This is a genomic window from Pseudomonas sp. WS 5503 (assembly GCF_012985385.1).
Taxonomy (GTDB): domain Bacteria; phylum Pseudomonadota; class Gammaproteobacteria; order Pseudomonadales; family Pseudomonadaceae; genus Aquipseudomonas; species Aquipseudomonas paracarnis.
Genome location: NZ_JAAQWI010000011.1, coordinates 37,677 through 63,560, shown reverse-complemented (window position 1 = coordinate 63,560; position 25,884 = coordinate 37,677). Strand labels below are relative to the sequence as shown.

Annotated in this window: 24 protein-coding genes; 5 read left to right on the top strand and 19 right to left on the bottom strand. The window is 58.4% G+C overall.

The window, feature by feature from the left end; translation table 11 throughout:
- Window positions 1–100: 100 nt before the first annotated feature.
- Complete coding sequence (locus HBO10_RS25340) at window positions 101–463, bottom strand: type 1 fimbrial protein (protein WP_034127749.1); 363 nt, start codon at window positions 461–463, stop codon at window positions 101–103.
- Window positions 464–550: 87 nt separating this feature from the next.
- Window positions 551–1,549, bottom strand: a complete 999-nt coding sequence (locus HBO10_RS25335) for a bile acid:sodium symporter family protein (protein WP_034127750.1) — start codon at window positions 1,547–1,549, stop codon at window positions 551–553.
- Between the two features lie 85 nt (window positions 1,550–1,634).
- Here HBO10_RS25335 and HBO10_RS25330 point away from each other — a divergent pair, with 85 nt between their 5' ends.
- The gene (locus tag HBO10_RS25330; protein ID WP_014718855.1) at window positions 1,635–2,423 is read left to right on the top strand and encodes a helix-turn-helix transcriptional regulator; all 789 of its coding nucleotides are present in this window, start codon (window positions 1,635–1,637) and stop codon (window positions 2,421–2,423) included.
- A 92-nt stretch (window positions 2,424–2,515) separates the two neighbouring features.
- Complete coding sequence (locus tag HBO10_RS25325; protein ID WP_034127751.1) at window positions 2,516–2,947, top strand: hypothetical protein; 432 nt, start codon at window positions 2,516–2,518, stop codon at window positions 2,945–2,947.
- Window positions 2,948–3,233: 286 nt separating this feature from the next.
- Here the strand turns inward: HBO10_RS25325 and HBO10_RS25320 are convergent, their stop codons facing one another.
- The 10 genes from HBO10_RS25320 to HBO10_RS25275 form a co-directional block, all read right to left on the bottom strand.
- Window positions 3,234–4,478: a zinc-dependent alcohol dehydrogenase gene (locus tag HBO10_RS25320; RefSeq protein WP_034127752.1), complete on the bottom strand. Its 1,245-nt coding sequence runs from the start codon at window positions 4,476–4,478 to the stop codon at window positions 3,234–3,236.
- Window positions 4,479–4,562: 84 nt separating this feature from the next.
- Entirely contained in the window at window positions 4,563–5,681 is a 1,119-nt protein-coding gene (locus HBO10_RS25315) for a carboxylate-amine ligase (RefSeq protein WP_169922151.1), read from the bottom strand.
- Window positions 5,682–5,688: 7 nt separating this feature from the next.
- Complete coding sequence (locus HBO10_RS25310; RefSeq protein ID WP_034127754.1) at window positions 5,689–6,633, bottom strand: class I SAM-dependent methyltransferase; 945 nt, start codon at window positions 6,631–6,633, stop codon at window positions 5,689–5,691.
- Between the two features lie 11 nt (window positions 6,634–6,644).
- Window positions 6,645–8,024 carry an iron-containing redox enzyme family protein gene (locus HBO10_RS25305; protein WP_034127755.1) on the bottom strand — a complete coding sequence of 460 codons (1,380 nt, stop codon included), beginning with the start codon at window positions 8,022–8,024 and terminating at the stop codon, window positions 6,645–6,647.
- Window positions 8,025–8,319: 295 nt separating this feature from the next.
- Complete coding sequence (locus HBO10_RS25300) at window positions 8,320–10,062, bottom strand: ABC transporter substrate-binding protein (RefSeq protein ID WP_034127756.1); 1,743 nt, start codon at window positions 10,060–10,062, stop codon at window positions 8,320–8,322.
- A gap of 179 nt (window positions 10,063–10,241) precedes the next feature.
- A complete protein-coding gene (locus tag HBO10_RS25295) occupies window positions 10,242–10,514 on the bottom strand; it encodes a DUF2160 domain-containing protein (protein WP_014718862.1) in 273 nt (90 codons plus the stop codon).
- 11 nt (window positions 10,515–10,525) lie between these two features.
- Complete coding sequence (locus tag HBO10_RS25290; protein ID WP_003232361.1) at window positions 10,526–11,326, bottom strand: carbohydrate ABC transporter permease; 801 nt, start codon at window positions 11,324–11,326, stop codon at window positions 10,526–10,528.
- 10 nt (window positions 11,327–11,336) lie between these two features.
- Window positions 11,337–12,203, bottom strand: coding sequence for a sugar ABC transporter permease (locus HBO10_RS25285; protein ID WP_003192014.1), 867 nt, complete (start codon window positions 12,201–12,203; stop codon window positions 11,337–11,339).
- Window positions 12,200–13,297 (bottom strand): ABC transporter ATP-binding protein, encoded by a 1,098-nt coding sequence (locus tag HBO10_RS25280; RefSeq protein WP_034127757.1) that lies wholly within the window; start codon window positions 13,295–13,297, stop codon window positions 12,200–12,202. The genes HBO10_RS25285 and HBO10_RS25280 overlap by 4 nt, the downstream gene beginning before the upstream one ends.
- Window positions 13,297–14,391, bottom strand: a complete 1,095-nt coding sequence (locus HBO10_RS25275; RefSeq protein WP_014718865.1) for an ABC transporter ATP-binding protein — start codon at window positions 14,389–14,391, stop codon at window positions 13,297–13,299. The genes HBO10_RS25280 and HBO10_RS25275 overlap by 1 nt, the downstream gene beginning before the upstream one ends.
- 351 nt (window positions 14,392–14,742) lie before the next feature.
- Here HBO10_RS25275 and HBO10_RS25270 point away from each other — a divergent pair, with 351 nt between their 5' ends.
- The gene (locus tag HBO10_RS25270) at window positions 14,743–16,560 is read left to right on the top strand and encodes a sigma-54-dependent Fis family transcriptional regulator (protein ID WP_060764788.1); all 1,818 of its coding nucleotides are present in this window, start codon (window positions 14,743–14,745) and stop codon (window positions 16,558–16,560) included.
- Window position 16,561: 1 nt separating this feature from the next.
- Here the strand turns inward: HBO10_RS25270 and HBO10_RS25265 are convergent, their stop codons facing one another.
- The 7 genes from HBO10_RS25265 to HBO10_RS25235 form a co-directional block, all read right to left on the bottom strand.
- A complete protein-coding gene (locus tag HBO10_RS25265) occupies window positions 16,562–18,679 on the bottom strand; it encodes a TonB-dependent receptor (RefSeq protein WP_034127759.1) in 2,118 nt (705 codons plus the stop codon).
- A 128-nt stretch (window positions 18,680–18,807) separates the two neighbouring features.
- Entirely contained in the window at window positions 18,808–19,083 is a 276-nt protein-coding gene (locus tag HBO10_RS25260) for a hypothetical protein (RefSeq protein WP_034127760.1), read from the bottom strand.
- Window positions 19,084–19,215: 132 nt separating this feature from the next.
- Window positions 19,216–19,956, bottom strand: a complete 741-nt coding sequence (locus HBO10_RS25255) for a hypothetical protein (RefSeq protein WP_034127761.1) — start codon at window positions 19,954–19,956, stop codon at window positions 19,216–19,218.
- Window positions 19,957–20,107: 151 nt separating this feature from the next.
- Window positions 20,108–20,425, bottom strand: coding sequence for a hypothetical protein (locus HBO10_RS25250; RefSeq protein ID WP_034127762.1), 318 nt, complete (start codon window positions 20,423–20,425; stop codon window positions 20,108–20,110).
- A gap of 351 nt (window positions 20,426–20,776) precedes the next feature.
- Window positions 20,777–20,974, bottom strand: a complete 198-nt coding sequence (locus tag HBO10_RS25245; RefSeq protein WP_034127763.1) for a hypothetical protein — start codon at window positions 20,972–20,974, stop codon at window positions 20,777–20,779.
- A 519-nt stretch (window positions 20,975–21,493) separates the two neighbouring features.
- Window positions 21,494–22,513, bottom strand: coding sequence for a DUF3800 domain-containing protein (locus HBO10_RS25240; protein ID WP_034127764.1), 1,020 nt, complete (start codon window positions 22,511–22,513; stop codon window positions 21,494–21,496).
- Between the two features lie 161 nt (window positions 22,514–22,674).
- Complete coding sequence (locus HBO10_RS25235; protein WP_152612707.1) at window positions 22,675–23,496, bottom strand: hypothetical protein; 822 nt, start codon at window positions 23,494–23,496, stop codon at window positions 22,675–22,677.
- A gap of 633 nt (window positions 23,497–24,129) precedes the next feature.
- On the opposite strand from HBO10_RS25235, the gene HBO10_RS25230 reads away from it, so the two are divergent.
- Both HBO10_RS25230 and HBO10_RS25225 read left to right on the top strand, forming a co-directional pair.
- Window positions 24,130–24,342: a hypothetical protein gene (locus HBO10_RS25230; RefSeq protein WP_034127766.1), complete on the top strand. Its 213-nt coding sequence runs from the start codon at window positions 24,130–24,132 to the stop codon at window positions 24,340–24,342.
- Between the two features lie 229 nt (window positions 24,343–24,571).
- Window positions 24,572–25,624, top strand: a complete 1,053-nt coding sequence (locus tag HBO10_RS25225; protein ID WP_161793211.1) for a YaaC family protein — start codon at window positions 24,572–24,574, stop codon at window positions 25,622–25,624.
- The last annotated feature ends 260 nt before the right edge of the window (window positions 25,625–25,884 follow it).

The window sequence follows — 25,884 nt, the reverse complement described above, 5'->3', positions numbered from 1 at the left end:
TACTCTGACGATGATCAAGCGGCCACCCAGGACAAGCGCCGCCGCCGAGCATTCTATAGGTTTCTCGCACCGCTGTTGCTGCGGATCGTCGCCCCAGGGTTTATGGCGAGGTCATGGTAATCACGTAATTGCCCGACTGAATCAGCTTGCCGGCGCGGTCTACCAGCACGTAACGCTGATCGTAATAGCGCCCCTCGCCGGTGTCCGCTACCAGCCGCACATGGGGTGCGTCGACGCTGACCACCGGCGCGACACTGCGCACCTCGATTCGGCTGCCACGACTGGATTGGGCGCAACCGCGCAGTTCCATTACCGAGCCGCTGCGCGCATTTGTCGCACACCCTGACTCGACAATCGCGCCGCTGAACCTGATGGTGCCCTGCCCCACGGTCTGGGCGGCTCCGCAGGTACTTGCCCACAGGCCCAGGAGGCCAGTCATTACCGCAACACGACGAACGTTCATGCCGACACTCCTTCTTGGGTTAGTTAAGAAGTAAGTCGTCGGCACGCCGGTTAACTTGAGCTTATTTACCCGCGAATGAGAGGTGCATCACGGATCCACCTGCCCCATCAATTCAGGAATGCTCTCCGGCCGCTGGGCATAGCGTTGGGCCAACGCCGCACAAACCATCAACTGGATCTGGTGAAACAGCATCAACGGCAAAATCAACACCCCCATGCTCGCCCCGGCAAACAGCACCTGCGCCATCGGCACGCCGGTCGCCAGGCTTTTCTTCGAGCCGCAGAACAGGATGGTGATGCGGTCTTCCTGGTTAAAACCAAACGCCTTGCCCAGCAGCGTCGACGCCACCAACACCAGGGCCAGCAACACGCAGCAGGCCACCACCAACCCGCCCAATTCCCACAGCGGGATCTGGTGCCAGATGCCTTCGTTGACCGCCTCGCTGAAAGCCCCGTAGACCACCAACAGAATCGAGCCCTGATCGACGAATTTCAGCCAGGCTTTGTTACGCCCGACCCAGCCCCCAATCCAGCGGCTGGCGACTTGCCCGGCAATGAACGGCAGCAACAACTGCACGCTGATTTTGACAATCGCATCGACTGTGGAGCCGCCATCCCCATGCACGTTGAGCAGCAGCGCTACCAGCAGCGGCGTCAGGAAGATGCCGAACAGGCTGGACGCCGCCGCGCTGCAGATGGCCGCCGGGATGTTGCCGCGGGCCAGGGAGGTAAAGGCAATCGCCGATTGCACGGTGGCCGGCAAGGCGCAGAGGTAGAGCATGCCCATGTACAGCTCGTTGCCGATCAACGGCGACAGCACTGGCTTGAGCGCCAGGCCCAGCAACGGAAACAGTACGAAGGTCAGGCTGAACACCAGCAAATGCAAACGCCAGTGGCCGGCACCGGCGACGATAGCCTTGCGCGACAGCTTGGCGCCGTGCAGGAAAAACAGCAGCGCGATGGCCAGGTTGGTGACCCAGCCGAACGCCACGGCGGTCTGGCCGCTGGCGGGCAGCAGTGAAGCGAGGATCACCGTGGCGATCAGGGTGAGGGTGAAGTTGTCGGGGAGAAACCGGGGCCGGGTCATAAGCAATTCTTCCAGGGGTTGCCAAGAGCGTCGCGACGACTCTAACGTAACCACCTGTTACCGACTAACGCCAATGAGCCAGTAAATGCCGCCTAAAGGACATGAAAAAGCCGTTCGCCGCAGTGTCCCAGGGCTTTCCAGCCTGCCGAGGCCGGTGTACGGGCGTACTGAATCCTTGCCCAACCGTGCGCTGACGCGACGCCACAGCCACCCGTGGGTGCAGCTGTCCTACGCGATTTCCGGGGTGCTGGAGATCCAGACCAGCGTCGGTCGTTTCGTCGCGCCACCGCAGCGCGCCGTATGGATTCCGGCCGGCATGCCCCATCGGGTGTTCAGTTCGCCCCATACGGAAATGCGCAGCTTGTACCTAGATTGCAGCGTCACCGCCTGGGCCGCCGAGCGTTGCCAAGTGCTGGAGGTGAGCAGTTTGCTACGCGAGCTGATCCGCAACTTCAGCCAATTGCCGGTGGAATATACCGAGGACGGGCCGGACGGGCGCCTGGCTCAGGTACTGCTCGATCAGCTCGCCGCCGCGCCCCAGGTGGACTTGATGTTGCCACTGCCTCACGACCCACGGCTGCGACAGATCTACCGCAGCCTCAACCTGCATCCCGAGCAGCAGACGACGTTGGGCGAGTGGAGCCGCAAGCTGGAGGTGAGTGAAAAGACCCTCAGTCGGGTGTTCCTGAGTGACACCGGGCTGACATTCCGCGCGTGGCGCCAGCGCCTGCGCCTGTTGAGCGCCCTGCCCGCCCTGGAACAAGGCGAGCGGGTGACGGATGTGGCATTGGGGTGTGGCTATGAATCGACCTCAGCCTTTATCAATGCATTTCGTCAGCAGTTCGATTCCACCCCCGGTGAGTTCTTCCGCTGACCCTCCCACGACGCAAATAATCCCCAAACCCACGCTCGGCTGGTATTGTGCCGCGCTTTGAAACACAGCAACCGACTGCGAGGAAATGGACGTTGAACACTGACGAAAAAATGACCGGGGACCTGTTCGAGGTTGATAAGCGCCTGTCACTCAAGCCCGTGGTGGACTTCAACGCCTACCTGCGCAGCGCCTTCGGCGACGGCCCTTGCACCTGCGTGCGCTGCACGGCCAACGGCGGCGATGAAAGCGGCTATGAGTTCCAACACACCTTCACCTTCGAGGGTAAGCCGGTGCACCGTCGCTTCGCTTCGACGGCGGGCAGTGATGTGTTGATGGCGTTGAAGAAGGCATGGTTGTCGTACACCAAGGCCGAGCTGCCGCTCAGTGGTACGTTGGCGCTGGATACAATCAAAGAGTTTGTCGAGCCACAGTTGCACAAACGCCTGGCGCCACTGTTTGTCGCCAGCGGGTTGGTCAAAGATGTCGAAGGTGAATTGCGCATCCAGCCGCAAGCCGCAGCCTGACACCGGTTAATGTGGGAAACACCACTGTCGAAGCAAAGAAGATCCATGTGGGAGCGAGCTTGCCTGCTATAGCGGTAGTGCAGTAGCAGGCGCAGTGACTGTCACGCCGCCTTCGCGGGCAAGCCAGCTCCCACATTGGTCATGCATCGCCCACAAAATCAGCGTCCGGCACAGATCCCCTGTGGGAGCGGGCTTGCCCGCGAAGGCGGCGTGTCAGTCACTGAATATTCAACTGAACCACCGCTATAGCAGGCAAACCAGCTCCCACATTTTTCCGGTTATTGGCCTAGAAACCGGGAACGCTTTGCACGCGCAACTCAGGGGTCAGTTCGTCCAGCGGCTCGGTCAGCGGCCGGTCGCTCCCACCCGGCAGCAGGATCACCTTGCGGCATTCCTCCTCGGCTTTATCAAACAGCTCATACCCCCGCGCCGCCTGCTCCAGGGGCAGCCTGTGAGTGATGATCGCTTCCGGGTGCAGATGCCCCAGCTCGATGTGCTCCAACAACTCCGGTAAAAACCGCTGCACATGGGTCTGGCCCATCTTGAAGGTCAGGCCCTTGTCGAAAGCATCGCCAAACATGAAGCCATGGATAAACCCGGCATACACCCCGGCCACGCTGACCACACCACCGCGACGTACGGCGGCGATGCACTGGCGCAGCGCCTTGCCGCTGCTGCCCTCGATCTTGAGCGCGGTGAGCAGGGTTTCCGTGGTGCTGCCCTTGGCCTCGAAACCCACCGCGTCCACCACACCATCGACGCCGCGCATGCCGGCGGTCTGGCGGATGATGGTGTCCGCCGGGTCTTCGTCTTCTTCGAAGTTGATCGGGATCACGCCGTACATTTTCTGCGCATAGGCCAAACGATACGGATGGTCGTCGACCATGAAGATCTGCTCGGCACCCAGCATCTGCGCGCAGGCCGCACTGAGCAGGCCCACGGGCCCGGCACCATAGATGGCCACGCTGGAGCCTTTGTCGATGCCAGCGTTGGTCACTGCCTGCCAAGCGGTGGGCAGGATATCGGAGAGGAACAGCACCTTCTCATCCGCCAGGGTGCCGGGCACCTTGAACGGCCCGGTATTGGCCTTGGGCACCCGCACCCACTCCGCCTGACCGCCGGGAATACCGCCATACAGGCGGCTGTAGCCAAACAGCGCGGCACCCGGTGGGATGGATTTTTTATTCAGGATCGCGCCGCGCCCATCGTTGGTGGTTTCGCAGGCGGCGAATTGCTGGAGCTGGCAGAAAAAGCAATCGCCACAGGCAATCACGAACGGAATCACCACACGGTCGCCGCGTTGCACGGCGGTGACGGCCGGGCCGGTTTCTTCGACGATGCCCATGAACTCATGGCCGAAGATATCGCCGTGCTCCACGGTCGGGATCTTGCCCCGGTACAGGTGCAGGTCCGAGCCACAGATCGCGGTGGCGGTGACCCGCAGAATGATGTCGTCGGGTTGTTCAATGATCGGATCGGGCACGGTATCCACCTGCACCTTGTGTGCGCCCTGGTAAGTCATCGCTCGCATGCTCTGCGCTCCTGCCGTTGAGGGGTTACTGATTAAGGGCGGAGCAAGACCATCAGTGTTCCATCAACCTCGATCAAGACCCGATCAATGGTCGCCGCGAGTCTGGGCCAACAGCAGGTCGACTACCTGGCGCAAGCTGGCAAGCGCATCGGCGCCGCTCGCCTGGGCCTGGGCCTGCAGGCGCAACTGCTCGGCCGCGCTGTTGCCGCGTCGCAGCAGCGCCTGCAGGGTATCGAACAGCAGCGGCTCGCCCATGGCCTCTGCGGTGGCAGCAAAGGTCTGCCGGGCGCTTTGCAACCATTGCTCAGCGCTGCCCTGGGTGCCGGTGTCGTCCAACGCGAAGGTGCCAGCGGCCCCATAACGCTTGGCCTGCCAGCGATTTTCCTTGAGCAGCCAGCGCGCCTCGGCACTGAACCTGGCGCCAGGGCGCTGCATCGCGCAGGCATGGGTAACCATCACCCGAAACAGCGTGGCGAGGGCCAAGGCGTCCGCCAGCCGTGGGCAGGCGTCGGTCATGCGCAGTTCCAGGGTGGGGTAACGCGCCGCTGGGCGGATTCCCCACCAGCCATTGCCATCGGCCTTGATCGCGCCGATGCGCTGTAACATGGCCAGGTAGCGCTGGTACTCGGCCCAATCGCTGAAGTGTTCCGGCACGCCCATGCGGGGCCACTCGTCGCACGCGGCCTGGCGGTAGCTCATGAAGCCGCTGGGCGCGCCGTCCCAGAAGGGGGACGAGCAACTGAGCAGCAGCAACAACGGCAACCACGGCGACACCTGGTTCATCACCGCGATACGGTCCAGCGTTTGCGGCACCTGCACATGCACATGCAGCCCGCACAACACACTGCGCCGCGCTACATATTGAATATCGTCGAACAGGTGCCGGAAATGCGCCTGATCGGTTGGCCGCTGCTCACGCCAATCGGCCAGCGGGTGGCTGCCGGCGCACACCACACCGAGGCCGAACTCAGCCAGGGATTGCGCCAGGTTGCCGCGCACTGCCCGGAAGTAGTCCGCCGCTTCGGCGCTGGAGGTGAACACCGGAGAGGCCGCCTCGATCTGGCCCTGGAACATCTCAAACGAGAAGCCCGCGCCAATCGCTTCGCGACAGGCCGCCAGCACTGCCGCCGAGGGCTCGCCGACCATCTGGCGGCTGTGCAGGTCGGTGATGAAGTATTCCTCTTCAATGCCAAAGGTGAGCATCGGGAATTCAGCGCAATCGGGTGACAGTCAGTGCGACCACGGCGATGCGCTCCACCTGCTCATAGCCTGGCTTTTCCAGTTCTTCACCGAAAACATCCGGGTCCAGTTCGCGGTAGGTCCAGCCGTAGGCGTCGCTGCCCAGCAGCGGCTTGACCGCCTCCAGGAAGGGGTCGCTGCCGGCCACCATCGCCACCCCGGTATACAGCAACAGGCTACCGCCGAGGGCCAGGCGCCCGATGGACTCACTGACGATGCGCAGCGACAACTGCTCCCCCAAGGCGCCGCCGCCATGGCGATAGGCGCGCTGGCGGTCATCTTTCATGTACGGCGGGTTAGCGACGATCAGGTCGAATTCGCCCTCCACACTGGCCAGCACATCACTGTGGTACACGCTGACGTTATTCAGCGCGGCCAACTCGGCATTCACCGCGGTCATGCGCAGGGCACGGGGGTTGATATCCACCGCCAGCACCTGGGCGTCATGCCGGGCTTTAGCAATCACCAGCGCACCGACGCCGGCGCCACAGCCAATGTCCACAGCGCGCTTGAGCGGCTCGAAACGTTGTTGCAGATAGACTTCGATCACGTGGGCAAAGCGGTAGCTGTCGGGGCCGAAAAACACCGCGTCCGCCTGGTCGGTGGGATAAGGCGAATGGGCGAACAGCAGCCCGTCGAGGCTCGACCAACGCACTGCGCTACGCCATAACGCGCCGTGCTTTTCGATCACATCCGCTTGCTGCAATTCTTCACGCAGGGCCTCGGGCAACAAGCCTTGATCGAACGGCATCGACCAACCGAACACATCGCGCAGCGTCATTGCCAGGGGCGTCGCCAGCCGCCGATAGACACGCTCATGGGTCAAGGGCGTTGGCGTGATAAAGCGATAACCACCCTCCTTCAACCCGCGGCCCAAATTCAACAAGGCACGATCAGCCAGTTGTTGCGCAGACATAGGCACATTCCTTAGCGCAGGCGCGCACGCAGTTGGATAAAGCGGCGAGTGGCATACAGCCCGGCAGGCGTGCAGTGACGGCGTGCCGACAGCCACGGGATCAGTGCATTGAGCTGTTGCACATCGGGCAAGTTGCACAATGACTCCGCCAGGGCCTGGGTATCAGGATCCGCGGGACGATGCTGCTCGCGGGAAAACCGGCTGCCGCGTCCCGGCCGCACGGGCGGCACGCGTTCGCTGGTAACCCATTCACCCGCAATCCAGTCATGGATCAGTTGTTTTTCATAACCGCTGAACACCCCGAACATCGCGGCGCCAGCGCCCTCGATCAATTGCCAGAAGCGGCTGTTGGCGGGGTCCTGGTTGTGTTTGATCCAGCCTTTGTCTTCGAGGGCCTTGAGGAACGCGCCGATCTGCCCAGGCTGGGCCAGCCATTGGTTGACGGTCTGCCCTTCGAAGCGGCAATAGTCCGAATGCATGTGCTGGCCGAAGGCGCGCTTGCGTTCGAGCATCGCCACCACCTCGTCCTGCAGGTTGAACTGTTTGATAACAGACGTAGTACCCGGCCCCAGATCGTTCAGGCGGTAGCCTGCGGCCACGCGACGATAAAAATCCGCCCTGCCTTCGCCTAGCGGCAACAGGTTCAGCACCGATTGCGCCGCTTTGCTCGCGTGGCCGCTGCTGGCGTTGTCGATGGTGACATGCAGCGTGAAGTAATAAGGGTCGATACCCAGCTCACTGAGTTCATAGGCGGTGATCAACAGGTGCAGCGGCAGTTGCTCGTAACCCAGGTTGAAGCCAATGACCTCCGGCAGGAACTCGTCGGCGCACACGCCAAGCGCCAGTTGCAGCGCGCCTTGCAGGTAATGGTCATCCTCCAGGCCGGCGTCGCTGTCGGCATCGTGCTCGCTGAGCAACTTGCGGTAGATCACCACATGGTTCTGCGCAGCTTCACCGTCGCCCAATTCTTCCAGGTAAGTGGTGAGCAGGCCGTCGAAGCGCTGGTCTTGCCAATAGCGCAGCAAGCCGTATAGCCAGGCGCCGTCGACCTGTTTGGTCGGCGCCACGCACTGCAGAAAGTACAAAGCATGGGCCTTGTTCTGGAAATACCGTCGTGGCCCCCCTTGCTGGCGCTGCTCAAGGTAGTCGGCATAGGCCTGGGCCACCTCGGCGCAGCGTTGCTCGACCCAGGCCATCAGCTGTTCGGGCGCCTCAGGCAAGTCGCAGTCGGTGGCCTCTACCAGGGCCAATTGATCGTGCAGGTATTCACGCGCCAGTTCGGTGGCGTATTGGGTTTCGCCATGCAGCTGTTGGTAGACCCGTTGATGGCGACCTTGGGCCGAGTCGGTGAGAGAGGCCGGCTGGCCTGACAGCGCTGTGAGGAGTGTCATGATGGCAGTTTCCGCAAAGTCCGTTACAACGGGCCTCCCACAAGGTGGCCCCGCAAGAGCGCTCAACATCACGCGCTTCTAAAATGCAGAGCCTCGGGGCGTGCGGAAAATTCAAATGAGGTTGGGTTGGGAGGGATAAGCGGTCGTTTGTCAGGGCTCACAAAACCAAAAAATGCCTGTAGGAGCGAGCTTGCTCGCGAAAAACGTCAACGATAACGCGTGCTTCCTGAATAAACGCGGCGTCGGTGAGTTCTTCGCGAGCAAGCTCGCTCCTACAGGGGTTGAGATGGCGCTGTTACTTACGCGCCGCCTCCCACTGCTTGAGCAGGTCGTTGTAGTTCACGGTTTCGCCCTTGGGCTTCTCGTTGGCCAGTTTCGGCTTCGGTGCACCCGGCTGGTCGAACCAGTATTGCGCGTCACGCTCGGGGTTCATTTTCGGGCCGCACACCGGTTGCACCTTGGAGCGTTCCAGGCGCGTCATGATCGCATCCTGCTCCTTGGCCAGGTTGTCCAGCGCCTGTTGCGGGGTTTTCTCGCCGCTGGCCGCTGCGGCGATATTGCTCCACCACAGTTGCGCCAGGCGCGGGTAGTCCGGCACGTTGGTGCCCGTCGGGGACCACTCGGTGCGGGCCGGGCTGCGGTAGAACTCCACCAGCCCCCCGAGTTTGGGCGCCATGTCGGTCATGGCCTGGGAGCTGATATCGGACTCACGAATCGGCGTCAGGCCAACGATGGTTTTCTTCAGCGACACCGTTTTTGAGGTCACGAATTGCGCGTAGAGCCAGGCCGCGAGTTTCTGCTTCTCGGGGGTGGACTTGAGGAAGGTCCAGGAACCTACGTCCTGATAACCCTTCTTCATGCCCTTTTCCCAATACGGCCCGACCGGCGACGGTGCCATGCGCCATTTCGGCGTACCGTCGGCATTCACCACCGGCAGGCCCGGCTTGACCATGTCGGCGGTAAACGCGGTGTACCAGAAGATCTGCTGGGCGATGTTGCCCTGGGACGGAACCGGGCCGGACTCGGAGAAGGTCATGCCCGCCGCTTCCGGTGGCGCGTAGGCTTTCATCCAGTCCACATATTTTTGCGTGGCGAACACCGCCGCCGGGCCGTTGGTATCGCCGCCGCGGGTGACACTGGAGCCCACCGGGTGGCAATCCTCTACACGGATGCCCCACTCGTCCACCGGCAAACCGTTGGGCAAGCCTTTGTCGCCACCGCCGGCCATGGAGAACCAGGCATCGGTGAAACGCCAGCCCAGGGACGGGTCTTTCTTGCCGTAGTCCATGTGCCCATAAATGCGCTTGCCGTCGATTTCCTTGACGTCTTCGCTGAAGAACTTGGCGATGTCTTCATAAGCCGACCAGTTCACCGGCACGCCCAGGTCGTAGCCGTATTTCTCCTTGAACTTGGCCTTCAGCTCCGGCCGCTCGAACCAGTCGGCACGGAACCAATAGAGGTTGGCGAACTGCTGGTCGGGCAACTGGTAGATCTTGCCGTCCGGCGCGGTGGTGAAAGACAGGCCGATAAAGTCCTTGAGGTCCAGGGTGGGCGAGGTGAAATCCTTGCCTTCGTTGGCCATCAGGTCGGTGATGGATTCGGTCTTGCCGTAGCGAAAGTGCGTACCGATCAAGTCGGAATCGTTGACCCAGCCGTCATAGATGTTCTTGTCGGACTGCATCTGGGTTTGCAGCTTCTCCACCACGTCGCCTTCCTGCAGCAGGTCGTGGGTCAGCTTGATGCCGGTGATTTCACTGAAGGCCTTGGCCAGCACCTTGGATTCGTACTCGTGGGTGGTGAGGGTTTCCGACACCACGTTGATCTTCATCCCACGGAACGGCTCCGACGCCTTGATAAACCACTTCAACTCTTCAAGCTGCTGGGCTTCGGTAAGGGTCGAGGGTTTGAACTCGCTGCCGATCCATTTTTTCGCGGCATCTTCATACGCATCGGCCCAGGCCGAAGCGCTCAAACCACTGAGGGCCAGTACGGCGGCCAATGAAATGCTATGTCGCAGCTTATTGTTTTTATTCAACATAGAGACCTCCAGGTTAATTTCAAACGGGGCTTGTAGGAGCGAGCTTGCTGTGGCGAGGGAGCTTGCTCCCGCTGGGCTGCGAAGCGGCCCCAAAATAGATATCCGAGTCGGTTATCGGTTTGGGAGTGCTGCGCACTCCAGCGGGAGCAAGCTCCCTCGCCACACAAGCCCGTGCACAGCTAGCCCCAACGCATCACACTCAACAGCCAAACAAGGGAGAGCGCGGACGCCACCCAGATGCTCCAGTCGGTAACGCCAATGACCAGCAAATGCAGGTAGGCGCTGCCGAGAAGACCGATAAACAAGCGATCGCCACGGGTGGTGCTGATCGGCAGCAAACCGCGCCGCGGGATACTCGGCGAACGTAATTCCCAAGTGGTCATGCCCGCCAGAATCAGGGCAATGCCGCCAAAGAACAGCGCAGTGGGGGTGGTCCAGGCCATCCATTCCATCATCGACTCCTCTAGACCCGGCCCAAGGCAAAGCCCTTGGCCACGTGGTTGCGAACAAACCAGATCACCAGCATGCCCGGCAGGATGGTCAACACCCCCGCCGCTGCCAGCACGCCCCAATCAATGCCGGAAGCCGACACCGTACGGGTCATTACCGCTGCGATGGGTTTGGCGTTGACCGAGGTGAGCGTGCGCGCCAGCAGCAGTTCTACCCAGGAAAACATGAAACAGAAAAACGCCGTGACGCCGATACCGGAGCCGATCAGCGGGATAAAAATCTTCACGAAGAACTTGGGAAAACTATAGCCGTCGATGTAGGCGGTTTCGTCGATTTCCTTGGGTACGCCGGACATGAAGCCTTCAAGGATCCATACCGCCAACGGCACGTTGAAGAGGCAATGGGCCAGCGCCACGGCGATGTGCGTGTCGAACAGGCCAATGGATGAATACAGCTGGAAGAACGGCAGCAGGAACACTGCCGGGGGCGCCATACGGTTGGTGAGCAGCCAGAAGAACAGGTGCTTGTCACCCAGGAAGCGGTAGCGCGAGAACGCATAGGCCGCCGGCAGCGCCACGCTCAGGGAGATCACCGTGTTCAGGCTCACGTAGTACAGCGAGTTGAGGTAGCCGGTGTACCAGCTCGGGTCGGTGAAGATCACCTTGTAGTTGGCCAGGGTGAAATCCTGCGGAAACAGAGTCAGGCCGCCGAGGATTTCGGTGTTGCTCTTGAAGGACATGTTCAGCAGCCAGTAGATCGGTACCAGCAGGAACAGGATGTAGATCAGTAATGGAATAAGCTTGCGCTTGCTCATGTTGGCGGCCTCAGCGGTTGGCGTCGGAATGGGTCATGGCGGTGTAGAACAGCCAGGACACCAACAGGATGATCAGGAAGTACACCAGGGAAAACGCCGCCGCCGGGCCCAGGTCGAATTGGCCGACGGCCATCTGGGTAAGCGTCTGACTCAGGAAGGTGGTGGCATTACCCGGCCCGCCGCCGGTGAGCACGAAGGGTTCGGTGTAGATCATGAAGCTGTCCATGAAGCGCAACATCACCGCGATCAGCAGCACGCTTTTCATCTTCGGCAACTGGATATGTCGGAACACCGCCCAGGCCGATGCACGATCAATCCGCGCGGCTTGGTAGTACACGTCCGGAATGGCCCTTAAACCTGAGTAGCACAGCAGCGCCACCAGTGAGGTCCAGTGCCACACGTCCATCACCAGCACGGTGACCCAGGCGTCCATGGTGTTGGCCGCATAGTTGTAGCTGATGCCCAGGGCGTTGAGGGTCGAGCCCAGCAGGCCGATGTCGGCACGGCCAAAAATCTGCCAGATAGTGCCGACCACGTTCCACGGAATCAGCAAGGGAATTGCAAGGATGATCAGCACCAGCGAGGACCAGCGGCCCTTGGTGGGCATGGTCAGGGCGATGGCGATGCCCAGCGGGATCTCGATCAACAGCACGCAGGCCGAGTAGATGAACTGGCGCAGCAGCGAGTCGTGCAGGCGTGGGTCGAGCAGCACCTGCTTGTACCAGTCGGCCCCGACGAAATAGCGGCTGGATTGGTCGAAAATGTCCTGCACCGAATAGTTGACCACGGTCATCATCGGGATCACTGCACTGAACGCCACCAGCAGGAACACCGGCAGCACCAGCCACCAGGCCTTGTTGTTCTGCACCTTGTTCATGGCGCCACCTCCAGCAAATAATCGTCGGCGTAGAGCATCAGCCATTGCGCGGGGAAGCTGACGGAGGCCTTGCCTTCCGGCACCGGTTTGTCCTCGGCCAGGCGCACCTTGAGGGTGGCGCCATCGAGGTTGAGGGTCATGATCTTGTAGGTGCCGAGGTCTTCCACATGTACGACGTCGGCTTGCAGGGCGTCAGGGTTGTACTCGTCCCATACGTGGATAAATTCCGGACGAATGCCGACCTGGAGCTTTTTGTAGTCGGTGGTGTTGAGACGTTGCTGCATCGCTTCGGACAGCGGCAACAGGGTATTGGCGAACCCTACACCGCCAGCCTTGGCCTGCACCTCGATCAGATTCATCCCAGGGCTACCGATGAAGTAACCGACAAAGGTGTGGCTGGGCCGCTCGAACAATTCACGCGGCGTACCGAACTGCACGATCTGCCCGCCGTACATCACCGCGATCTTGTCGGCGAACGTGGAGGCTTCCAGCTGATCGTGGGTGACGTAGACCATGGTGATATTGAACTGCTCGTGAATCTGCTTGAGCTTGCGCCGCAGTTTCCACTTCAGGTGCGGGTCGATCACCGTCAGCGGCTCATCGAACAGAATGGCCGACACGTCATCGCGCACCAGGCCACGGCCCATGGAGACTTTCTGTTTTTCGTCGGCGGTGAGGTTGCGGGCTTTTTTGCTCAGCAGGTTTTGCAGGTCGAGGACTTCGGCGATCTCCTGCACCTTGCTGTGAATTCTCGCTTCGGCCATGCCTTGGTTGCGCAGTGGGAACGCCAGGTTGTCGAACACCGTCATGGTGTCGTACACCACCGGGAACTGGAACACCTGGGCGATGTTGCGCTTTTCCGGGGTCAAGTCGTTGACCACTTGGGTATCAAACAGCACCTGGCCTTCGGACGGGCTGAGCAGGCCGGAAATGATATTGAGCAGCGTGGACTTGCCGCAGCCTGACGGCCCGAGCAAGGCGTAGGCACCGCCCTGCTCCCACACATGGTTCATTTCCCGAATGGCGTAGTCTTCTGGCCCTGTAGGCGTAGGGCTGTAGCTATGGGCCAGGTTGCGCAAATGGATCTCGGCCATCAGGCAACCCTCGCGACACGGCGTCCGGGGGCCTGGACCAAGCGGCCCTGACCATCGAACACAAACAGTTTATGGGTGGGGATATACACGCGGATCGGCGCGTCGACATCGTATTCATGCACCCCCGGCAGGTGCAGCACCAGCAGGAAATGCTCACTGCGCACATGCAGGAAGGTTTCCGAGCCGCTGATTTCGGCGACTTCCACGGTCACCGCCAGCTCCAGGTCATCATCGTTGCTGGGCACCAGGCTGATATGGCTGGGGCGCACGCCAAAGCGGAATTCGCCTTCGCCGATAGGACGCAGGTCAACATTGAGTGGGAAATGCACAAAGTTGGCGAAACTCACTTCATTGCCACTGATACGCCCCGGCATCAGGTTGATCGGCGGCTCGGAGAACAGCTCTGCGGCGAGGACGGTTTGCGGCTGGTGATAGACCTCGGCGGCCTTGCCGCTCTGGATCACCCGCCCCTCGTGAAGAATGGTGGTGGTGCCACCCAAGGCCAGGGCTTCGTTGGGCTCGGTGGTGGCATATATCGCGATGGTGTGGCGCGCCTTGAACAGTTCGCGCATTTCCTGGCGCAGCTCTTCGCGCAGTTTGTAGTCCAGGTTGACCAGCGGCTCATCGAACAGAATCAGTTCGGCATCTTTCACCAGGGCGCGGGCCATGGCGGTGCGTTGTTGCTGGCCACCGGACAATTCCAGAGGGTGGCGCTGCAGGAATTTCTCGATGCGCAGCATCTTGGCGGTTTCCAGCACCTTGCTCTGGATCACCTCCTGGGACACACCGGCCTGACGCAACGGCGAGGCGATGTTCTCGAACACGGTCATGGTCGGGTAGTTGATGAACTGCTGGTAGACCATCGACACATTGCGCAGGCGTACAGGCTTTTGCGTGACATCCACACCGTTCATCAGGATGCGACCGCTGTCGGGCTTGTCCAGGCCGGCCATCAGGCGCATCAGGCTGGTCTTGCCCGACAGGGTGCGACCGAGCAGGACGTTGAAAGAACCGGCTTCGAACCGCAGGTTGGCGTCGTCGATCCAGGTTTGGCCGTCGACAACGCGGGAGACATGTTCCAGGGTCAATGACATGACACGACCTTTTTTATTATTGGAATGAATCTGGTGCGTTGTCAGAGCGAGTTTCGTGCCAAAACCGCAAGCGCTTGATGTGTAAGGAGATGGGTGAATCATGATGTTCAGGCGTGAACAATCCGGCTGAACAACTGAACACTGCCGGGGTTGACAATGAACAGTTGTGAACAACACTTTATGCGCGACGAAGATCAAATGTGGGAGCGGGCTTGCCCGCGATGGCGGTGCATCAGTTTGTAGATGCTGTGCCTGACCCTCTGCCATCGCGGGCAAGCCCGCTCCCACATTGTTCGATGTCCGACATTAGATGGCGCAAGACCCGACAACAATAATAAAGAAGGTCGCACGATGGCCGAACCCTTGACCCACGACACCCTTATCCAGGAATCCTGGCGCCGTTGCCGCGCCTACGGCCTGGACCACCAGAGCGCCCCCAGCTTTGACCAACTGCCCGCCGAAGGCATTCGCCAGCTTCTGGAAAGCCAGCATTCCCTGGTGCAGACCACCCACCAGGAAGTGTTGCCCTACTACGAGAACATCCTCAGTAATTCCAACTGCCTCATCATGCTGGCCGACAATCAGGGCCAGGTGCTGACCTCCTGGGGCACCCAGCGGTTTATCGAACCCACGCTGGCCCGTGGCTTCAGCCCCGGCGCCAGTTGGATGGAACGCGCCAGTGGCACCAACGCCATCGGCACCGCACTGGCCTGCGCCCAGGCCGTGCATATTGAGCACGATGAACACTTCCTCAAGGCCAACCGCTTCATGACCGGTTCCGCGGCACCGATTTTCGACGCCCAGCGCGAAATCATCGCGGTGCTGGACGTGTCCAGCGACAGTTACCTGCCGCCCTCCCACACCCTGGGCATGGTCAAGATGATGAGCCAGACCGTGGAAAACCGGCTGATCCTCAACCTGTTTCGCGGCGAACATTTCCAACTGACCTTCAACACCGGCCTGAGCAACCTCGACAGCCAATGGGCCGGCCTGCTGATCTTTGACGAAAGCGGCCAGGTGCTCTCGGCCAATCGGCGTGCGGATAACTTGCTGGGCATCAGCCTCTCGCGGGTGATGATCGACAGTCTATTCAAGGTGTCGCTGCTGGAGTTGCTCAACCAGCCGGAAGGGCTGCCCTTTGCGTTGCAAGCGGCGGGACGCAATCGGTTCCAGTGCCTGTTGAAGCGCCCCAGGCAGATGCCGGTGCAGGCCCGGGTGTTCAGCCAACCGCAGCCGCCAGCACCGACCTCGATCAACCTCCAGACCCTGCATTTTGGCGATGTGCGCGTGGAAAAAGCCGTGCGCCAGGCCGAGCGCCTGCTGGAAAAGGACATTCCGTTGTTGATTCACGGCGAGACCGGCGTGGGCAAAGAGGTGTTCGTCAAAGCCCTGCACCAGGCCAGTTCCCGCAGCCGGCAGGCGTTAATCGCAGTGAACTGTGCGGCGATTCCCGCAGAACTGGTGGAATCGGAACTGTTCGGCTACGAAAAAGGCGCCTTCACCGGCGCCAACCAAAAAGGCAGCATCGGTCTGATCCGCAAGGCCGACAAGGGCACGCTGTTTCTCGACGAAATCGGCGATATGCCGCTGCCCACCCAGGCCCGCCTGTTACGGGTATTGCAGGAGCGCTGTGTGCAGCCGGTGGGCAGTAGCGAGGTATTCCCGGTGGACTTGCGCATCATCTCGGCGACCAACCGCGCACTGCGCGAGCTGGTGCAGGCCGGGCGCTTTCGCGAGGACTTGTACTACCGCATCGGCGGCCTGACCCTTGAATTGCCGCCGTTGCGCGAGCGTACCGACAAGCAGGCGCTGTTCCAGCAACTGTGGCAGCAACACCGCGAGCCGACGCAATGGGCCGGGCTGAGCGCCGAGGTGCTAAGGCTATTCGAGCAACACCCGTGGCCGGGGAATTTACGCCAGGTGAGCAGCGTGTTGCAGGTGGCGCTGGCGATGGCCGAGGAGCAGCCGATCCGCGCAGAGCACCTGCCCGATGATTTTTTTGTGGATTTGCAGGCGACAGTGCCGCTGTCTAAACCTGAACACCTGGATGAAAGTCTCGACCTGAGCCAGCGCCTGGAAGCCGTGGGCGGGAATATTTCCCACCTGGCGCGAGAGCTGGGGGTGAGTCGCAACACCCTGTACAAGCGCCTGCGCCAACACGAAGGTTGATTTAACGCCAGCTCCAGGAAACGCCGGTGTAGATACCCCGCCCATCAGCGGGGGTGGAGCGTGCAGCGTCCATGCCTTTGTCGTCGTAGCCCGGCGTGACGGTGTTGGCGTAACGGCGGTTGGTGAGGTTGCGCAGGTCGACCCAGGCTTGCCAGTCCTGCTTGGGCGCGTCGTAGCCGAAGGTGGCGCCGAGGGTGGTGTAGGCCGCAGCGTAGTAGGAATTGGCGTAGTCCACCGCTACCCGTGATGCATGTTCGGTATTGAGGCTGGTGTAGAAACCCGTCGGGTGGCTGTAGCGCAGTTGCGCCTGGTAGTAGTGCTTGGGAATGCCGGGCAAGGTGTTGTCGCCGAAACGCTCGTCGTCGCGGTAGTGGAAGTCGCTGAAGGTGTAGGCCTGGCGCAGCTCGAGCTTACCGCTGCCGCCGCCGTCCCACAGCGGGCTGAGCAGGCTCAGTTCCACGCCCTGGTGCACGGTGGGGCTGGCGTTGGATTCGGCGATGATGGCGTTGCTGGTGGCAGTCTGGGCCTGGGTCTCTACAGAAAGCAGCTCGTGGCGAACTTCCGAGCGATAGAGCGCCAGGTCCCATTGGCCGAGCCAGGCTTCACCGCGCCCGCCGACTTCCAGGGTGGTGGCGGTCTGATTACGCAGCTTCACGCCTTCGCGCTGCAACCCCGTGGCTGCCCCACTGCCCCGGCCAAAGTATTTGTTCGAGCCCCAGATCATCGACCACGCGTGCGGTGGCTCTACCGAGCGGCTCAGGTTGCCGTAAATCTGCAGCTGCGGGGTGAAGTCGTAACGCAGGCCAATGCGCGGCGCGTAGTCCCAATCATGCTGACTTAGCGGCGCCTGGCCGTCGGGGTAAGTGACCTGGGTTTCGCGGCGCGTATAGATGGCGGCAAGGCCGGTGGTCAGCCACAGATCCTCCACCAGTTCCAGCTCGTTGCCTACATGCAGCACGGTATCGGAGCCCAGGTAGCTGTAGTCGCGGGTCTTGGTGCCGGGGGCATAAATGGCAGTATTGCCCGCAGGGATGCGCACGTATTCCGACGCGCCATTGTTCGGCATCGCCTGGGTAGTACGCAGGCCGAGAGTGGTGGTGCTGGCATGGCCGAACAGGCTGTCCTGGCGGATGTAATTCAGGGTGCCGCTGATATCGGTGTAGGCAACTTTGAGGCGATTGGTGCCTTCGCGCAGGTCCATGGGGTAATCGTGATAGGCCAGCCCGACCTCGACCCGAGCGTTATCGTCCAACCGCAAGGTGGTCTTGTTGGCAATCCAGGTGGAGCCCGGTTGCAGGCGCTTTGAATCGCGGGCGGCATTGAGGCTGTTGGCGGCACGCGGATCATGGCTGATCTGGTCACGCGTGAGCCTGCCGGGTGAATCGTTGGTGGTTTCGCGGTAACGCAAGTAGAAGCGCGTTTCCAGGTCCGGGTTAAAGCGGTAGCCGAAGTTGGCGGCGATGCCCTTGCCGGTACCAGCGCTTTGGTGCTGATAACCGTCGGACTCCGAATCGGTGAGGCTGATGTAATAGTCGGCGTCCCCCAGCACTTGCCCGGAACTGACTTCACGCTGGGCATAGCCGCGACTGCCGACCTCATAGCGTACCTGTAGCTTGGGCGCGTCCAAGCCGGTGCGGGTGACGTAGTTGACCGCACCGCCCAAGGCCAATGCACCCTGATCGAACCCGTTGGCGCCACGCAGCACCTCTACCCGGCTTTGCCACAGCGGGTCCTTGAGCTCATAGGGCGTGCCGCCTGGGCCGGTAAGCGGCAGGCCGTCGAACATTTCATACAGGCCGGAGGCATGGGCACCGGGGGCGCGGTTCAGGCCCGAGCCACGAATGGACACCTTCACCCCTTCGTTATTGGCCGCCTTCGCGTACACACCGGCTTGGTACTTGAAGACATCCTCGTTGGTGCTGACCCGTCCCTGTTGCACGCTGTCCATATCGATGTAATTGGTGCCACCGGGCACGCTTTTGAGCTGTGCCTGGGCGATTTCTGCGGTGCTGGCCTCATCCGTGGTGACTTCAACCGGCGCCAATTGCAGGCTTTCAGCCTGTACCAGCGAACTGAGGGTCAAGGCGGCAAAAATAAACGGGGGGTGGCGCAGCAGCATTGGGGCAGGTCCTTGGAATCCGGGAACGTGCCGGGCCAAACCCACCACGCGAACAGTGATGGGAAGGCAGGCATGCCCGTCAGGTCACTCCTTGATGACGGACAGGGGCGTTTTAAAAACAGGATGGATCAGATTTGCCCGTCAGGCGTTGCCAATGCCCGCATCAGGTCATCGGCATCCGACCCCGGCGGAAAGCGGAAGCCATACATTTCGTCAGTGGCGAGAATCTCCCCCAAGGTGTCGCGCAACTGGACCTCCGTGGGCGAGTCACGCAATAACTTATGCGCCGGCAGCAATAACTCGGCAGACACGCCCTGGGCGGTCGCGGCATCGATCACCGCATAGAGGATAAACCGCAAGCGTATTTCGCGATCCGTGGGCCAAACCGTTTTTCGTTTACCCAAGGGAGGGCCTCGTGTTTAAGAAAAATCCGAGGCTATTGCCCGCAGGCAAGCCTTTCAAGCCGCCGGAGGCAAGATAGGCCGCTTCCTACAGCCGAAAGGGAAACACCGCACCAATTGGTCGATGCGATGGCCTTACTGCACCGGTAGGAAGTTCATCAGCAACAGACTTTGTGCGTAATTTAGGCCAATGCGCCGGTAGCGCTCATCAAGGATTTGGGTCAGCAGGTCCAAACGCGCGACGATCTTGCCGAACTCAACGGCAAAACTGAGGTTACTGCCCTCCTCTGATATCTCGTTGGAAAACAACAGCAGCACGCCGTTGGCATCCTGACGCTGGCTGAGCAACCAGGTGGCCTTTTCGATATTGCGCGCCGCATTGCTGACAAACTGCGGATTGATCGAGTCAGTCACATAAAACTGCGTACGCCCGCCGTGAGCGGTCACGAGCATGCTGCCAATCGCGTAGATGAACGCGCCGACGCGGTCGCCGCGAAAGTCAGGGCTCAAGGAATAACTCAGGGCAGCCAGGTCACTACGATCTCCCAGTGCGGGCAAGGGACGGCGATTTTCGATGGCCTGACGGATTTGCCGGGCGGCGGTCACCGCATCCGGATAGCCCGATTGACGCCACTGGTTGGGGTTGCGCAGGTAGAGCTTGCTCATCAGCAAGTAGAGGCTTTGCAGGTTGTCACGCATCCCCAGGGTGGCCATGCGGTCGACGCTGGTCTGGAAGAACTCATCGGGCTTGCCATCGCTGAACTGCCTGGCGATATCGCGGCCCTGTTGTTGGCTGCAGCCTGCGCCACACAGCGTTAATATCGCAGCCAGCAGCAGCGGCCATCGGGAGGTGGAAACAGTTGACGTTCGATCCATCGGCACCGGGTCTGATCTGTGGGCCACGCGCAGGAGTCGGGTGGCTGGGACAGGGGTAGATCAGCAAAATGCAAAAAAGTGCAGCGGTGCGGGTCGGATCAGCGTCGGACTACAGATGCTGATCTGACCCGGCACTTGATTCCCCGGGGTGCTAGAGCACTACCGTCGCAAGCATCCCCAAGGCGCCCAGGCAGAACCCGATCAACGCGCCGCGCCCTGGAGCTTCATGAAACAGCGCCCAGACCACCACAGGCTCCAGCAGCAATAACGACGTGACCGAGACGACCGTGACGATCCAGATATCACCGACAACCACATACCCCAGCCAATAGGCACCCAGCAGGCACAGCCCGGCAAAACACATCAAGACCACAGGAAGTACAAAGGCCTCCCAGGAACCACTGCCGGTCTGGGCCAACTTGGCGGTCACCACCTCACTGTAGATTGCACAAAACTCACCGACCACCATCAACCCTAGAGCAAAAACTCCGAGTAATTCTTTGGACATATCAAAAACTCCTTCGTATTCAGCGCACTGTTTTTCAGCTCCCAGTCGGCAGTGCTGCAGCCGTCGTGAGCGTCGTTGCCTTGATACGAAAGGTTCTTGAAAAGGCCCGAATTACCGAAGTGCTTGTCCATGCTCATGTCCTTCAAAGGGTTGAGACTCAGTGATCCAATACAGCGCGTGCTGATCATAGAGGCATCGTGAAGCCATTCACAATTATGCGATGCCAATACTTAAGGATTACGGTTATTTAAATGAGCCGAAAGCCGCAATAAAAACCCGGCGCTGGGCCGGGTTTCATTGATCGGGAGGTCTTCAGGTAGCGGGGTGCTCACTTGCTACGGAATCCGCCGCGTCTACATCCGACATGTCCTCCTCGATCGGGGCCTCGTCATCCGGGGGTAGCGGGATATCGTCCTCATCGCGCCTCGGGTCATGCCCCGTCTCATTATCGGTGTTACGAGTAACCGCTTGCTGGGAAATGTTGCCTTGGGCTTTCTCGTTGATTTCCATGCTGGCTCTCCGTGTATCGCTCGGGATATCCGTGCTTAAGATTGAGAGGAAGCAACGGATGGAGAGTGCCGGATGTTAGACGAATGGTGGTTCGTCTTTGAAAGGTATGAATGCGAAAAACAGCGTTTATTTGATTATCAGCACACCCAAACCCCAGAAACGCAAAAGCCCCGCTTTCGCGAGGCTTTCGTGTAAATCTTGGCGGGAAACCAGGGATTCGAACCCTGGAGACGCTATTAACGTCCGCCGGTTTTCAAGACCGCTATGCAAACTCACACGGGCCGACGTCCTGAAGGCCCTCGGCGTTCCATTACTCATGGCTACCGATCAAGCTACAGGCCGCGTTCTACAGGAGGTGCGTTTTGAGTTTGGGAACTGTTTTTACCCTCCTAGGCGTCCTGCCGAATGAACGCAAACCGCAGAAATGCGAAAGATTTACGAAATACATCGTGACGGCCTTCGGCCTGAGCGGACAGATGAACACGCCCTGAAAGCCGGGGTGATTCACTCTTGGTCCCTTCACCGTTTGAGCATTGGTCTTTGTTGACGACGCATCATTTTAATCAGTTCGGCTGTAGGCTCGTCCACTACTGATTCCCTACCTAGTGATGACAGCAGCAATGGATACTCATTGTCCATGCGCTGAATCATCAGTCGCCCTAAAAATGCGGCGGCCCTGAGACTGTCTTTAAATCCAGACCGCAAGCACCTTCTCAAGCCTGCGCTCAATAGATCAGCAAGCTGTATCCCGAAACTCCCTTGGGAGTCGATAAATTGGATATCGCCTCGTACTATTTTCTGAATATTTAGCGACCCGGTTAAATCTTTATCCACGTTATAGTCATCCCTAAGGTACGTTGGAACTTCTCCCTGAGGAAACTCATATGCCGCTAAGTGACTATAGTCGAAGTCAGTCACCATCATCATAGGATCTGAGAGGGACATCATTTGTAAGAATGCCGGGCTGAGCTTCTCAAAAGCCTCTTCGTATTCGGTCTTCTTTTCGACGGCTTTCTGATCTACGCGCCAAACGAAACTGGATAGAGACGCTGGATCGTGTTGTGCGTAGTAGGTGACTGCTTGCGATACCACGTAATACATAAGTCTGATTTGACAAATGAACTGAATGTGAAGCTGGGCAGAAAGCCGACGTACCTGATCTGCCGCATACTGAACACTCTTACGTCCAGCCTCATGACGCATTTTTTCTAGGTTCTCCAATATGCCCTGGGCGGTAGTCTCTTTATGAGCATCCACTGCATCTGGAGTATTGAGATGTGCGTCTGTTGCTATTCCGTACAATGTACAGTTCGCTCTCTCCAGTCTACCTAGAAGACGGAAGTAGCTCATTTCATCTTCCATCTTCCCGAGTTTAAATTCGTCGGTGGAGGCGCATCCATTTTCAGCCTTAAAATCTTGAAGGGCGCTTTCAGCTTCGCCAAGAGCACTGTCAGGAATCGCGATCGCGCAGATGGAACTCCATCCGGCCTGTTCTTTCGTGTAAACAAAGCTTCCAGATTCATCGATAAATATGTGCATACGGTTCCTTTAAGCCCACTCATACAAGTACCTCTACGAAGCACTCAGCAATGAGTATCGAACCGTCAGACCGACCGTTTTGGGTCGGTTTGAGCCGGTCATGGAAGGCAGGCAGCGGCCAAAAGTAGGCATTCGCCGGGGTCTACGAAACTAGAGGTATTTCATTTCTTGTTCCACGAACGTTTAACTAAGTTATTAATTTGCGTGTAGTACCTTGAATCGACGCCAATAGGGCTACCATTAAGTTTGTCGCAGATCCCATTCGTTTCTTCCACAAACCCTAAGAACATTTCATCTAGGCCCTTAATTCCTGGAGTTATGCACATGCGGGAAAAGTGGTTGATCATTGCGATTGCTTGGGCAAATTCATAGGTGGCTACCAAACCCTGAATAACACTAGGGTAATCGACACGTAGGTAGTCATATTTGAACCTTTCGAAATTGTCATGTCGCTCGACGGTCGTTGCATTACTCAGGGCGATTGGATTCGGATGTGCACCAAAGTCAATAGCGGCATCGAAGAACCCCATGATGTGCTTCTCGTAAGGTGTTCCCTTCGACTGCTCATCATGCTCCTTAAGATACTTGCGAAATCGCTTAACTGCAGGTGTGAACGACCTTTTGTTCTGTTGAAAACCCTCTTCGTCATCATGCCTGCTCAGCCAAGATTGTGATAGGCCAGGCTCTCTATTGAAGAGGTAGCCGTAGACAGCAGACTCCATCGCTGTTCTGAGAAGAGGGAATATTGCAGACAGGTGTGCTCCGAGAGCTAGGTTACAGGCGGCCAAGTAGAGCGAGTGGGCGTGAGCCGCCGCTGCTCGTGACTCGGTGCAACCCAAGCCTTCCAAGGTTGAGAGAATCAGATGGTCGCATTTCTTTAAATGCGTAACCGCCTCTGGTAGCGCGTCGGTGATGTTTCGTTCCGTCTCGGACATTGAGGCTCGGTATTGGTCGAAGCCGAAGACATCGCTTGAGAATTCCATTTCGTGGTCCTTAAGGTTGGCTATGCGGAAAAATTGGGGTGCCCAGGAGGGAGTTTGATGCGACTGGTACCTTCTCTGCACCTTTAGCTCAAAAAAATTCAGGAGCATATCGCAACGATATCAGTGGATGATGAGTGATAGCAGCTTGATACAGATAGCCTGCTGAATGGAAAACTGAATCGCTCATGATTTCGTAGACGTCAAATGGCAGCTATTGGCCGATTCTGTTGAAAAAGTCGGCCGTGGTTTCCACGGCAGAAAAGTACGCGTCTGAGATTGAAATCTTTACTTTTGGCTGAGGCTTCTGGGCTCAAATTTCACGTAGCAACGTGCAAAAGTTGCATTTTCCCCGGTCAATATCCGGGCAGTTTGAGGGAGCGCCTTTTTCAACACAATCGGCCGACTGCGCCCCTTCGCGGAAGGCAGCGTAGGATCGCATACGACCGCAGGAAACCCAGTTAAACCATCCGTCCGATGATGGATTGGGCGCAGTAGTCCAAGCATCCCAGTCAGGCAGGCTAATCCGCCGAAATCTCATCGCTTTGTAGCAATTTCTAAGCAAGCCGCAATTACTGCCTGACAGGGGCACTACCGGTACTATGCTTGTCCTTTTGATCGAAAGGAGTCGACGCTATGGCTGGTGATTATTCACTTTCAGATGTGCTGGAGAGGATCTACCACAACCAGTTGGCCCTTGAGGCAGCCTTGATGGAGCTGACGCTACGGATAGAACAGCAGGGCTCGCCAGAGGTGGGCGAAAATGTCCGCGGGGCGCTGGACACACTTGGTGAAAATGCTGGCCACATCAAACAGGGCTTGGCTAAGCTTCGAGCAAAGGGTTCGTAACCGGTTCATACCCCGACTCATTAGCGCGCTTGAGCATGTTGGCAAGCATCATTGCGGCGCGGGCAGCTGCAGAGCTTGCGGGGCAGTGCAGAAATTGAGCATCAGCGCTGGTTGAAGGAACTGGACCTATCACGAATACAGGGACCGGGCCGAAGTTGACTGACATTAATATGCAAATGCGGACCTATACGACTGGTTAAAATTTAGTGGGTAATTTATGAGTTCAACGATGCAAAGCTCGACATGGCAGAAGCTTCTTTTTTTAGAGAGTCACGACTCTGTGATAGCTTGGCACCAACAGGCATTTTCTCGAACCTTGAACGCCCGTCGTGCAAAAGAAATAACATCAGCCGCAAGACAAGCACGGGAGTTTTTTAGGAACTCTGCGGAATCAAATGTTTCAGTTAAACCACTACTAACATTTTACGGAGTGGCGAGCCTTAGCAGGTCTGTCGCACTTCTCCTCAATCCTAAAGGCGGGGAATCCGGCTTAACTCAAGGACACGGCATTACGACTGTAGAATGGCCAAAGACATTATCGGGTGAGATTTCCGCAGGACTTGCCGCACTTGGAGAGCTGAAGATAAAAACTTGCAAAGGCTTATTTTCAGACATTATCAAACAGACAGACAACACCATATGCATACACATAAATTCCTCTGCAGTTGAATGGCGGATACCATATCACTCTCCCGAACCCGGCGACGAACTGACCTTTGACGACTTAATGCTACGCCTACCGGACCTTAACTCAGAACATAAACGTTCTTCACAGACAGCTCTATATGCTTCAGCCGGATCATTAAGCTATGATCTTGATAACGGATTCAAGGCACAGGTAACATCTGATAATTTTCTAGAGTTTATTGATATCTACCGATCACATGGCTACCAAGTCACACAAGACACGCAAGACACCCCCTCTTATAACTTAAGTTGCGACGCCAAAAACTTTCAAGAAAACCCTCCTCAGTTTTTTCATTCATACATCAATAAAATGTTTAAAACCATACCGGTTTTACATATCACAAAACCATTAAAAAGCGGCTCTCGCTATTCTCAAATCGCCATTACATACATGCTATCCTATTTTCTTGGCATGCTTAGTCGTTACTACCCAACCCATTGGACGTCACTATTCAGCGGGGAAAAGGGTGATGGGCGGTGGCCAGAAATATACCTGACTCAAAAGTATATTGACCTTTGCTTTCCTGAATTAATTTTAGAGTTTCTAGATGACAACTTAGCTTTAAATAAGAAAACCAAGTCTACACCTAGCTAGAGACGACAATGATGCTTCAGTCCGTGCAAGGGATACCGTTGCTTTGGTTCATACCAGTAGTTGCACTGCGCCACATTCTGATGCGGCCGCTGGGTAGTCTATATAAAGATAGGGATTCGAACCCCTTCCTAACCGCCTATAGGCCGCTTAAGGCCAGCAAAAACGAGGATATCCCCTCCCTCACTTGGCGTGAGGCGGCCCCCAGCGGCCCCGTTTATGCCCTAATTATGCCCTAGCCGCCTGCAGTTCGTCGCCTTAAA